At 62.9% G+C, this 12204-nt stretch carries 10 protein-coding genes; 6 read left to right on the top strand and 4 right to left on the bottom strand.

Features of this window, described 5'->3' with window-relative positions; genetic code table 11:
- Both XAXN_RS01285 and XAXN_RS01280 read left to right on the top strand, forming a co-directional pair.
- Positions 1–927 (top strand): MlaD family protein, encoded by a 927-nt coding sequence (locus tag XAXN_RS01285; protein WP_003484185.1) that lies wholly within the window; start codon positions 1–3, stop codon positions 925–927.
- Positions 924–1568 carry an ABC-type transport auxiliary lipoprotein family protein gene (locus XAXN_RS01280; RefSeq protein WP_042823719.1) on the top strand — a complete coding sequence of 215 codons (645 nt, stop codon included), beginning with the start codon at positions 924–926 and terminating at the stop codon, positions 1566–1568. The genes XAXN_RS01285 and XAXN_RS01280 overlap by 4 nt, the downstream gene beginning before the upstream one ends.
- A 196-nt stretch (positions 1569–1764) precedes the next feature.
- Here XAXN_RS01280 and XAXN_RS01275 read toward each other — a convergent pair whose 3' ends face one another.
- The gene (locus XAXN_RS01275) at positions 1765–2361 is read right to left on the bottom strand and encodes an alpha-ketoglutarate-dependent dioxygenase AlkB family protein (protein WP_042823720.1); all 597 of its coding nucleotides are present in this window, start codon (positions 2359–2361) and stop codon (positions 1765–1767) included.
- Between the two features lie 115 nt (positions 2362–2476).
- Between XAXN_RS01275 and XAXN_RS01270 the strand changes: the two genes are divergently transcribed.
- Positions 2477–4126, top strand: a complete 1650-nt coding sequence (locus tag XAXN_RS01270; RefSeq protein WP_054318200.1) for an electron transfer flavoprotein-ubiquinone oxidoreductase — start codon at positions 2477–2479, stop codon at positions 4124–4126.
- A complete protein-coding gene (locus XAXN_RS01265) occupies positions 4123–6210 on the top strand; it encodes a glycoside hydrolase family 99-like domain-containing protein (protein WP_054318199.1) in 2088 nt (695 codons plus the stop codon). The genes XAXN_RS01270 and XAXN_RS01265 overlap by 4 nt, the downstream gene beginning before the upstream one ends.
- Before the next feature lie 57 nt (positions 6211–6267).
- Here the strand turns inward: XAXN_RS01265 and XAXN_RS01260 are convergent, their stop codons facing one another.
- Positions 6268–6897, bottom strand: a complete 630-nt coding sequence (locus XAXN_RS01260; protein ID WP_042823723.1) for a CoA transferase subunit B — start codon at positions 6895–6897, stop codon at positions 6268–6270.
- Positions 6897–7628, bottom strand: coding sequence for a CoA transferase subunit A (locus XAXN_RS01255; protein WP_042823724.1), 732 nt, complete (start codon positions 7626–7628; stop codon positions 6897–6899). The genes XAXN_RS01260 and XAXN_RS01255 overlap by 1 nt, the downstream gene beginning before the upstream one ends.
- Positions 7629–7762: 134 nt before the next feature.
- Between XAXN_RS01255 and XAXN_RS01250 the strand changes: the two genes are divergently transcribed.
- Complete coding sequence (locus XAXN_RS01250) at positions 7763–9109, top strand: phosphohexomutase domain-containing protein (RefSeq protein WP_042823725.1); 1347 nt, start codon at positions 7763–7765, stop codon at positions 9107–9109.
- Between the two features lie 47 nt (positions 9110–9156).
- Complete coding sequence (locus XAXN_RS01245) at positions 9157–10560, top strand: mannose-1-phosphate guanylyltransferase/mannose-6-phosphate isomerase (protein ID WP_042823726.1); 1404 nt, start codon at positions 9157–9159, stop codon at positions 10558–10560.
- 283 nt (positions 10561–10843) lie between these two features.
- Here XAXN_RS01245 and XAXN_RS01240 read toward each other — a convergent pair whose 3' ends face one another.
- Entirely contained in the window at positions 10844–12010 is a 1167-nt protein-coding gene (locus XAXN_RS01240) for a nucleotide sugar dehydrogenase (RefSeq protein WP_042823727.1), read from the bottom strand.
- Between the last annotated feature and the right edge of the window lie 194 nt (positions 12011–12204).

Raw genomic sequence — 12204 nt, 5'->3', positions numbered from 1 at the left:
ATGGAAACCAAAGCCAATTACGTCCTGATCGGCGCCTTCACCATCGTGGCCGGCCTGGCCCTGCTGCTGTTCGGGCTGTGGGCCGCCAAGTACTCCTCCGACCGCACCTGGCAGCAGTACCGGGTGGTGTTCCGCGAGGCGGTGACCGGCCTGTCGGTCGGCAGCCCGGTGCAGTACAACGGCATCGCGGTCGGCTCGATCACCGAGCTGACCCTGGCGCCGAACGATCCCCGCCAGGTGGTCGCACACGTGCGCGTCAACTCCACCACGCCGATCAAGAGCGACACCCGCGCCAAGCTGGCGATCACCAGCCTCACCGGCCCGTCGATCATTCAGCTCTCCGGCGGCACGCCCGAAGCGCCGGCGCTGACCACCATCGACAAGAGCGATGCGCCGATCATCCAGACCACCCCGTCGGCTTTGCAGAACATCACCGACACTGCCAACCGCATCGTCGAGCGCATGGACCAGATGCTCTCGGACAAGAATGTGGCCAGCATTTCAGCCACGCTGCAGAACCTGGAAAAGATCAGCGGCGGCATTGCCGATCGCGACGAAGGCATGCAGGCGCTGATCGTCAGCGCGCGCGATGCCGCGCGCAATCTGGACACCACCCTGACCACCACCAACGGCACCATCAAGCGGCTGGACCAGAACCTGGTGCAGCAGCTGCCGGGCATCCTGGAAAAGCTCGATGCCACCCTGGTCAAGCTGGATTCGGCGGCCGGCAACGCCGACAACATCCTTGGCGAGAACCGCGCGGCCATCAATAGTTTTGCCAATGATGGGCTGGGCCAGCTCGGCCCCACCCTGACCGAATTGCGTGGCCTGATCCGCGACCTGCGCCGGGTCAGCGACAAGCTGGACAACAACCCTGCGCGCTACCTGCTCGGCCGCGACGCACCCAAGGAGTTCGAACCGAAATGACTGCCATGCGCCTGTTGCGTCCCTTGCTGTGCGTCTCGTTGCTGGCGCTGGGCGGCTGCTCGGTGCTGACCGGCGGCGACCAGAAGCCGGCCACCATCTACGCGCCCACGGTGCGGGTGACCCCGAATCCTGCGTGGCCGCAGGTGAACTGGCAGCTGGTGGTGGCCAAGCCCAGCGCCGCGCGCGTCATCGACAGCCCGCGCATCAATGTGCGCCCGACCCCTGGCGAACTGCAGGTCTACCACGGCGCTGGTTGGGCACAGCCCGCCACCGACATGCTGGAAGACAGCGTGGTGCGCGCGTTCGAAGACTCCGGCAAGATCGCCGCAGTGGCGCATATCGGCACCGGCATCCGCTCGGACTACAAGCTGGCGATCGACCTGCGCCGCTTCGAGTCCGATTACGCCGGCCAGTCGCTGCCCTCGGCCACGATCGAGCTCAACGCCAAACTGCTGCATTCGACCGATCAACGCGTGGTCGCCTCGCGCACCTTCCTGGTCGCACGCCCGTCCACCGGCACCGACACCGCCGCAGTGGCTGTGGCTTTCGAGCAGGCGCTGACCCAGGTCACCACCGAGCTGGTCGGCTGGACGCTGAGCACCGGGCAGCAGGACAGTTCGGCGCTGCCGCACACACCGTAAGCCGACATGTCGACCTGCAGCCGGGACTCATCTCACCCGGCACAAGGTCCGGCACCCTGCAATCGACGCGATCCGCCCACCTCCCTTCTTCCGCACGCGAGAGAAGGTGGCACGCAGCGCCGGATAAGGGCACACACCGCCCTCGGCAAGCTTGCCGCAACGCACGTCGACCGGTCACCCGGCAGCGGCACCAGCCTCAACCTGCCGCAGCCGACGCAATCTGCCGAAAAGTCAGATTGATCCGCTCTCCCACCGGCCGCGCCGTGCGTGGCAGGGCATGCTTGTAGCAGCGCTGGGTATCGCCGCTCATCACTAGCAAATCGCCGTGCCCCAATTCCAGCGTCTGCTTCAGCGCCGCATCGTGGCGGTGCTTGAATGCAAGGCGCCGCGTCGCGCCCAGGCTCACCGAGGCAATCAACGGCTGCGCGCCCAGCTCAGGCTCGTCGTCGCTGTGCCAGCCCATCGCGTCACTGCCACTTCGGTAGCGATTGATCAGCACGCTGTTGAACCGGTGACCGGTCTCCTCCTCCAGCCGCATGCGCACTGGCTGCAGCACCTCCAGCCAAGGCTGTGGCGAGAATCGGGTGCCCGAGTAGCGATAGCTCGCCTGCGCGTCGCCGATCCAGCTGCTCAGGCGCGGCGAATCCACCATGCGCCCGAACATCCAAATGCGATGCACCTCCCAGTGCGCCTGCGCCAGCAGCGCCTGCATCAGCGCATCGGCCTGCGCGGGCTGCAGCCAGCCCCGCCACCAACTGATCTGCGCTCCCGGTAATGCCACCCGAATCCTCATGCCGGAAACGCTAGCACGCAGGCCTGCACACTGCGGATGAATCGACGCGATTTGCCGCCGTCACATGCAATCCCGGAAAATGGCCAACAGCCATCGAGCCAACGGGAACGGAACAATGTCGGAAGCGGGAGTGGGCGCACACGCGTCAGAGGCGGTCGAGCGTGACGTCATGGAATACGACGTAGTCACCGTCGGTGCCGGTCCGGCCGGGCTGTCGTTTGCGATCCGGCTCAAGCAGCTCGATCCGAACATCAGCGTCTGCGTGATCGAAAAATCCAGCACCATCGGCGCGCATATCCTGTCCGGTGCGGTGATCGAGCCCGGCCCGCTGGATGCCTTGCTGCCTGGCTGGCGCGACAATCCGCCGCCGATCTGCGTGGCGGCCACCGACGACGAATTCTGGTTCCTCGGCAAGGACAGCGCACGCAAGTTTCCGGTGGTTCCACCGGGCATGCGTAACCATGGCAACTTCATCGTCAGCCTGGGCGCGATGTGCGCCTGGCTGGCGCCGCAGGCCGAAGCGCTGGGCGTGGAGATCTACCCCGGCTTCGCCGCCGCCGAAACGCTGCACGACGACAGCGGCCAGGTGGTGGGCGTGCGCATTGGCGACATGGGCATTGCAAAAGACGGCACGCACAAGCCCGGCTACACCGCTGGCATCGACATCCGCGCCAAGGTCACCGTGCTTGCCGAAGGAGCGCGTGGTCACCTGACCAAGCTGCTGCTCAAACGCTTCGACCTCACCGCCGACAGCGACCCGCAGGGTTATTCGATCGGCATCAAGGAGCTGTGGCAGGTCCCGGAAGGCCGCGTCACGCCCGGCAAGATCGTGCATACCATTGGCTGGCCAGCCGACAACCGCACATACGGCGGCAGCTTTGCCTATCACCTGGACAACAACCAGATCGCGCTCGGTTATGTGAGCGGGCTGGACTACAGCGACCCGACTTACCAGCCCTGGGAAGCCTTCCAGCAATGGAAGAACCATCCCATGATCAAACCGCTGCTGGAAGGTGGCAGCATTTTGTCTGCAGGCGCCCGCGCACTGGTCAGTGGCGGTTGGCAATCGCTGCCGAAGGTGGACATGCCTGGCGCCTTACTGATTGGCGACACCGCTGGCCTGCTCAACGTTCCCAAGATCAAGGGTACCCACCAGGCGATTCGTAGCGGCATGCTGGCCGCCGAACATCTGGTGCAATCGCAGCTGGCGCCGCAAGGCTTCGACGCCAAATTGCGCGCCTCCGACGTCATGGCCGAGCTGAAGCAAGTCCGCAACATCAAACCCGGTTTCAAGAAGGGCCTGTGGTTCGGCCTGCTCAACGCGGCCTGGGAAACCGCGCTCAAGGGCGCCTCACCGTGGACGCTGAAGAACAAACCCGACTGGTCGGCGCTGCACAAGCTCGGCGAGTACGAGCAACCCAAGCGCGACTATGTCACCCGCGACCTGGCCCCGCGCGATCGCCTGCAAGCGGTGTACTTCGCCGCCACCGAGCATGATGAAGACCAGCCGGTGCATCTGAAGGTACTGGACACCGATGTGTGCGCCACTCGCTGCGTGACGGAATACGACAACCCCTGCACGCGCTTTTGCCCGGCCAACGTCTACGAAATGGTCGCAGACACCGCCAGCCCCTCCGGCAAGCGCCTGCAGATCAACGCGGCCAACTGCGTGCATTGCAAGACCTGCGACATCAAGGACCCGTACGAAATCATCACCTGGGTCACACCGGAGGGTGGTTCGGGTCCGAACTACCAGAATCTGTGAGTGCGCCCGGTCGCTCGCTGCAGTCGCGCCTGCGCACAGCGGTGTTCGGCCTGTTGCGCGCAGGATTTCGTGCGATACCGCTGAGTGACGCAACGCGCGACCGCTGGCGCGGCTGGTTTCTGGATCGACATGCAGACTGGGTCCCGGAACCCGCACGCGGCCGGGTACGCCATGGCAGCTCGCGACGTCCAGCGGTCCGCAGCGACGAAGCAGCGATTGGATATGTTCCATACAGCAAGACCACGCTGCCTGAAGCGCTTCCTGCGAAGCTGATCGCGTTTTATCTGCCACAATTTCATCCGATCCCTGAAAACGATGCATGGTGGGGCAAGGGATTCACCGAATGGCGCAATGTCAGCCGTGGGCTTCCCCAGTTCGAAGGCCACCAACAACCCAGACTTCCTGCAGATCTGGGCTTCTACGACCTTCGCAATCCCCATGTCATGCGCGAGCAAGCGCGTCTTGCGCAAGAGTATGGCCTTGGCGCCTTTTGTTTTTATTTCTATTGGTTTGCCGGCAAGACCTTGCTGGAAATGCCGATCACCCAATGGCATCAGGATGGCACGATCTCCCTGCCGTTCTGTCTTTGCTGGGCCAATGAAAAATGGGCACGCCGCTGGGATGGCCGCGGCGACGATATCCTGATCGATCAGGCGCATGATGCGGAGGACGATCTGGCTTTTATCGCGCATGTCGCAACTTACATGCGAAATCCCAAGTACCTGCGCGTCGAGGGTCGGCCGGTGCTGTTGGTGTATCGACCACATTTGCTGCCTGAGCCTGCACAAACAGCCGATCGCTGGCGGGGCTGGTGTCGCGATCACGGAATCGGCGAGATTCACCTTGCGTATGTGCAGGGTTTCGAACGCCCCGATCCGCGCGATATCGGATTCGATGCTGCCGTCGAATTCCCGCCGAACATGAGCACGCCGCCCTCGGTGGCTGCCCGGCAGCGCTTGATCAATCCGGACTTCAATGGCGATGTACTCGACTGGCGGGAACTTGCCCGCGACATGGAGCAGCGACCGCTGCGCGACTACACCCTGTACCCGGGCGTAAACCCTGGCTGGGACAACGAGCCGCGGCGCTCCGGCAAGGGGCGCATTTATCTGCATGCATCACCTCGCCGCTATCGCGATTGGCTGATGCGTACCGTACGGGATCGCCTAACGAGTACACCGCCCGCACATCGCTTGGTGTTCATCAACGCCTGGAACGAGTGGGCCGAGGGCGCTGTACTCGAACCCGATACCCGCCTTGGGTACGCATGGCTGCATGCGACAAGGCAAGCGCTGTTGCACACCACAGGAGCCGTCACCGGATCTGATCAACGCGATGCCTGCGTGGTCTTGCACGCCTGGTATCTCGATGTACTGGACGAAGCGCTAGATACGATTGCTCACTGCGGACTGTCGCTGCGGCTTATCGTCACTACCGATATCGCGATGGTCGAGCAGGTTCGCCAGCGCCTGCAGCAGCGCGGCATCCAGGCGCAGGTGGAAGGCTTCGAAAATCGCGGCCGCGATATTCTTCCTTTCCTGCGGATTGCCAATCGATTGCTCGACGAAGGCGAGCAGGTGGTTTTGAAGCTGCATACGAAAAAATCGACCCACCGCCAGGACGGAGACACGTGGCGGCGCGACATGTTCTCTGCATTGCTCGCGCCACAGCAAGCCGATGCAATCGTCCGCAGATTCGCCGAGGACCCGCTGCTCGGCCTGGCGGCGCCCGCGCAGCACGTGTTACCGGTGACCGACTTTATCGGCGGCAATGCCGATGCACTCGATTACCTTGCTGTCCGCACAGGCACGGACGCAATAAACGAACACAGCGTGTTCGCCTCCGGCAGTATGTTCTGGGTCAAGCTGGAAGCGCTACGTCCGTTATTGGATGCGCACCTGCATCCCAGTGAATTTGAAAACGAGCAAGGTCAGATCGATGGAACATTGGCCCATGCGATCGAGCGCTTTCTGGCTGTTGCGGTGAGCCACTGTGGACATCATGTCGCAACAATCGAACATTTGTTGGGAATCCCTCAACCTACCGCAACCGGACCTTACCGCTACGCACGCAAGGCGCCTTGAGGCGCCTTGCGTGTCGCTAGTTGCTCATGAGCTCGCCGTTGCGTAGATCGCCTTCGGTCAGGTCGCGAATTCAACACCCGTCTTGTCGCGCAACTCGTCCAGCGCCACGCCTTCTGCAGCCTCCACCAGCACCAATCCATCTGCAGTGACATCGAACACCGCCAGATCGGTAATGATGCGGTCCACCACGCCGAGGCCGGTCAGTGGCAGGTCGCATTCGCGCAAGATCTTGTGGCTTCCGTCCTTGGCGACGTGCTCCATCAACACCACCACGCGCTTGACGCCGGCCACCAGATCCATTGCACCGCCCATGCCCTTGACCATCTTGCCGGGCACCATCCAGTTGGCCAGATCGCCACGGTCGGTCACCTGCATTGCGCCGAGAATCGCCAGGTCGATGTGGCCACCGCGGATCATCGCGAACGAATCATGGCTACCGAAATAGCTGGCACCGGCGCGGGCGGTCACGGTCTGCTTGCCTGCATTGATCAGGTCTGCATCCACTTCGTCTTCGGTCGGGAACGGGCCGATCCCGAGCAGGCCGTTCTCCGACTGCAGCCACACATCGACACCGTCGGGGATGTGGTTGGCGACGAGCGTCGGCAAGCCGATGCCCAGGTTGATGTAGGCGCCATCGGTCAGTTCGCGTGCCGCGCGTGCGGCCATCTGGTCTCTGGTCCAGGCCATCACTGCTGTCCTTCGCGCACGGTGCGCTGTTCGATGCGTTTTTCCGGCGTGGCGTTGAGCACCAGGCGGTCCACGTAAATGCCGGGAAGATGCACCTGATCCGGATCGATAACGCCCAGCTCCGCGATTTCCTCGACCTCGGCGATGCACAAACGCCCGGCCATGGCGCAGGCCGGATTGAAATTGCGCGCGGTCTTGCGGAATACCAGGTTGCCAGCGGTATCGGCGCGCCATGCCTTGACCAGCGCCACGTCGGCCTGCAACGCGGTTTCCAGCACGTAATGCTTGCCGTCGAATTCGCGCGTTTCCTTGCTCTCTGCCACGATCGTGCCGTAGCCGGTGGCGGTGTAAAACGCAGGAATGCCCGCGCCACCGGCGCGCAAACGCTCGGCCAGGGTGCCTTGCGGATTGAACTCCAGCTCGAGCTCGCCCGCCAGGTATTGGCGTTCGAATTCCTTGTTTTCGCCCACGTAGGACGAAATCATCTTGCGGATCTGCCGGGTGGCCAATAATTGACCAAGCCCGAATCCGTCGACGCCAGCGTTGTTCGAGATCACGGTCAACCCACCGATCCCACTGTCACGCACGGCTGCAATCAACGCTTCCGGGATTCCACACAATCCAAAGCCGCCCACCGCCAGGGTCTGACCATTGGCCAGTACCCCATCCAGTGCTGCCTTGGCATCGGCATAGCGTTTGCCGCTTGCCGCACCACGTCCTTCACTGCGCATCACCGCCCTCACCTCGCTGATGTGAAGCGCCCATTCTATCCGCTGACTGTTCCCTGTCCCCGGTCGCAATTTCGCCACACCCAAGACACGGCGCAGCCGCTAAACTCGGGCGTCCCCCACTTCAGGATTTGTCCATGACGCTACCCGCCTTCAAGGCCTACGACATTCGCGGCCGTGTGCCGGATGAACTCAACGAGGACTTGGCCCGCCGCATCGGCGTGGCGCTGGCGGCGCAGCTGGATCAAGGGCCGGTGGTCCTGGGCCACGACGTGCGCCTGGCCAGCCCGGCGCTGCAGGAAGCGCTTTCGGCCGGCCTGCGCGCCAGCGGCCGTGAAGTGATCGACATCGGCCTGTGCGGCACCGAGGAAGTCTATTTCCAGACCGATTACCTCAAGGCGGCCGGCGGCGTGATGGTAACCGCCAGTCACAACCCGATGGACTACAACGGGATGAAGCTGGTCCGCGAGCAAGCGCGACCGATCAGCTCGGACACCGGCCTGTTCGCCATCCGCGACACGGTCGCGGCCGATACCGCAGCGCCCGGCGAGCCCACCGCCAGTGAGCAGAGCCGCACCGACAAGACCGCCTACCTGGAGCACCTGCTTAGCTACGTGGACCGCAACACGCTCAAGCCGCTCAAGCTGGTGGTCAACGCCGGCAACGGTGGTGCCGGTGTGATCGTCGATCTGCTTGCACCGCACCTGCCGTTCGAGTTCGTGCGCGTATTCCATGAGCCCGATGGCAACTTCCCCAACGGCATTCCCAACCCGCTGCTGCCGGAAAACCGCGACGCCACCGCTAAAGCAGTCAAGGATAATGGGGCCGATTTCGGCATCGCGTGGGATGGCGACTTCGATCGTTGTTTCTTCTTCGACCACACCGGCCGCTTCATCGAAGGCTATTACCTGGTCGGACTGCTGGCACAAGCCATCCTGGCCAAGCAGCCGGGCGGCAAGGTCGTGCACGACCCGCGCCTAACCTGGAATACGGTCGAGCAGGTGGAAGAAGCCGGCGGCATTCCGGTGCTGTGCAAGAGCGGCCACGCCTTCATCAAGGAGAAGATGCGCAGCGAAAATGCCGTCTACGGCGGCGAGATGAGCGCACACCACTATTTCCGCGAGTTCGCCTACGCAGACTCCGGCATGATTCCGTGGCTGCTGATCGCCGAACTGGTGTCGCAGTCGGGCCGATCGCTGGCCGATCTGGTCGAAGCACGCATGCAGAAATTTCCCTGCAGCGGTGAAATCAACTTCAAGGTGGCCGATGCCAAGGCCTCGGTTGCCCGCGTGATGGAGCACTACGCGTCGTTGTCGCCGGAGTTGGATTACACCGACGGCATCAGTGCCGATTTTGGCCAATGGCGTTTCAACCTGCGTAGCTCCAATACCGAGCCGCTGCTGCGCCTGAACGTGGAAACGCGCGGCGATGCCGCATTGCTGGAAACGCGTACGCAGGAAATTTCCAACCTGCTGCGCGGCTGATTGGCCCCTCTCCCACCCATAGACGCACTTTGGAGTTTCCCCCGCCCATGAGCGACGTCCTACCCATTATCTTGTCCGGCGGCTCCGGCACGCGCCTGTGGCCGCTGTCGCGCGAGTCCTATCCCAAGCAGTTCCTGCCGCTGGTCGGCGACAAGAGCATGCTGCAGTCCACCTGGCTGCGCGCGGCTCCCGTCGCAGGCCACGCCCCCATCGTGGTCGCCAATGAAGAACACCGCTTCATGGCCGCCGAGCAGCTGCAACAGTTGGGCGTGAAGCCTTCGGCCATCCTGCTGGAGCCGAAGGGACGCAATACGGCGCCGGCAATTGCCGTTGCCGCGCTGGAAGCAACCCGCGATGGCGCCGATCCGCTTTTGCTGGTGCTGCCTTCCGATCACGTTATCGGCAACGAAGCTGCATTTCAGGCAGCAGTGAAGGTTGCCGCAGAAGCGGCGGCGCAGGGCAAGTTGGTGACCTTCGGCATCAAGCCCACCGCGCCCGAAACCGGCTATGGCTATATCAAGGCTAGCGCCGGCTCCGGTGCCAGCGCTGTCGAGCGCTTCGTCGAAAAACCTGACCTGGCCACCGCACAGGGCTACCTGGCAAGCGGCGAGTACTACTGGAACAGCGGCATGTTCCTGTTCCGTGCGTCGCGTTATCTGGAAGAACTGCGCAAGTTCCATCCGGCCATCGCCGATGCGTGCCAGAAGGCGTGGGAAAACAGCAAGCGCGACGCCGATTTCACCCGTCTGGACAAGGACGCCTTCGCCGCCAGCCCGTCGGATTCAATCGACTATGCAGTGATGGAAAAGACCGCAGATGCGGTCGTGGTGCCGCTGGATGCGGGTTGGAACGACGTCGGTTCGTGGTCTTCGCTGCTGGATGTTTCCAAGCAGGATGCGCAAGGCAATGCGCACCACGGCGATGTGATCCAGCTCGATTGCCAGAACACCTATGCGTACGGCTCGCGCCTGATCGCCATGGTGGGGCTCGAGGATGTGGTGGTGGTTGAAACGCCGGACGCCGTACTGGTCGGTCACCGCGACCGCATTCAGGAGGTCAAGGACGTCGTCAGCCAGATTAAGACGGCTGGCCGTTCCGAGGCGACGTGGCATCGCAAGGTCTACCGTCCATGGGGCGCTTACGATTCCATCGACATGGGCCAGCGCCACCAGGTCAAGCGCATCACCGTCAAACCGGGTGCGGTGCTGAGCCTGCAGATGCATCATCACCGCGCCGAACACTGGATCGTGGTGAGTGGCACGGCCGAAGTGACGCGTGGCGAAGAAGTGCTGCTGTTGACCGAAAACCAGAGCACCTACATCCCGCTGGGCGTCACCCATCGCTTGCGCAATCCGGGCAAGCTGCCGCTGGAACTGATCGAAGTACAGTCCGGCAGCTATCTGGGCGAAGACGATATCGTGCGCTTCGAAGACACCTACGGCCGGGCTTAATCGCCTATCTCAACGTAGACTGCAATATCGACGGCGGCCTTTGGCCGCCGTCGTGCGTTATCAGCGACTCACTTTCGAGTGCGACACGCCACACCTGGGCAACTCAGCGGTCGCCTGCTTGCCGTGGCTCCATCGCATATTTGTACGTGCGGGCGACGCGACTGCACGCCGATACCGTTGGCGCCCGCCTGCGAGGCGGCAAATAACGCCGCATCGCCGTGAACCTCATGGACGGCCTGGACGGGTGGCATCGCCACCCACCAGGACTCAGCGCCTTTCTGGCTCAGTTGTCGCCAAACAGGTCGCGCGTATACACCTTGTCCTGCACGTCCTGCAGCGCGTCGGCCATGCGGTTGCTAATGATGACATCGGCCTCGCGCTTGAAGGTCTCCAGGTCGTTGACCACGCGCGAGCGGAAGAATTCCGGTTCGCTCAGCGTCGGTTCGTACACGATGACGTCCACGCCTTTTGCCTTGAGGCGCTTCATCACCCCCTGGATGCTGGACGAACGGAAGTTGTCCGACCCGGCCTTCATGATCAGCCGATAGATCCCAACCACCTGGGGATTGCGCCGCAGCACGTCGGCGGCAATGAAGTCCTTGCGGGTGGTATTGGAATCGACGATCGCCCGAATGATGGTCTGCGGCACGCTCTGGTAGTTGGCCAGCAACTGCTTGGTGTCCTTCGGCAGGCAGTAACCGCCATAGCCGAAGGAAGGGTTGTTGTAGTGGCTGCCGATACGCGGGTCCAGGCAGATGCCCTCGATGATCTGGCGGCTGTCCAACCCATGGGTGAGCGCGTAGGTGTCCAGTTCGTTGAAATAGGACACCCGCATCGCCAGGTAGGTGTTGGCAAACAGCTTGATCGCCTCCGCCTCGGTCGGCTCGGTGAACAGCACCGGCACGTCGGGCTTGAGCGCGCCTTCCTGCAGCAGCCGCGCGAAGGTCTCCGCACGCGCTGAGCGCTCGCCGACAATGATCCGGGACGGGTACAGGTTGTCGTACAACGCCCGGCCTTCGCGCAGGAATTCGGGCGAGAAAATGATGTTGTCGGTGCCGAACTGTGCACGCAGCTTGGCGACGTAACCGACCGGAATGGTCGACTTGATCACCATCGTCGCCTGCGGGTTGATCTCCAGTACCTTGGCGATCACTACCTCGATCGAGCGGGTGTTGAAGTAATTGGTGTCCGGATCGTAGTCGGTGGGTGTGGCAATGATCACGAATTCGGCGCCGGCAAACGCCTCGTTGGCGTCGAGGGTGGCCTTGAAGTTCAAACCACCTTCGGCCAGCGCGGCCTCGAGTTCCTTGTCGACGATCGGCGAGCGGCCTTCGTTGAGCAGCTTGACCTTGGACTCGACGATGTCCAGCGCCACAACTTCATGGTGCTTGGCGAGCAACACGCCATTGGACAGACCGACATAGCCGGTACCCGCGACAGCGATCTTCATTGGAATTCCTTGCGATTTTGGATGGGAGAGGATGCAGCGCGCTGCATGCAGGTCATGGCGTAATGACGGTGCGGCCGAGCCCGCAATGGGGCTGGCGCGCCCGCTGGGGGATACGCGAGAACCTGCACGATGCCGACTGATGCGATACAGCGCACAACTGCATACGTCCAGCGTATGCATCCTGCGTGGCATCG

It is taken from the genome of Xanthomonas axonopodis (assembly GCF_001304695.1).
Classification (GTDB): domain Bacteria; phylum Pseudomonadota; class Gammaproteobacteria; order Xanthomonadales; family Xanthomonadaceae; genus Xanthomonas; species Xanthomonas axonopodis.
Note: the sequence above shows the minus strand (reverse complement) of the source record. Positions and strands in the feature narration are given on the sequence as shown.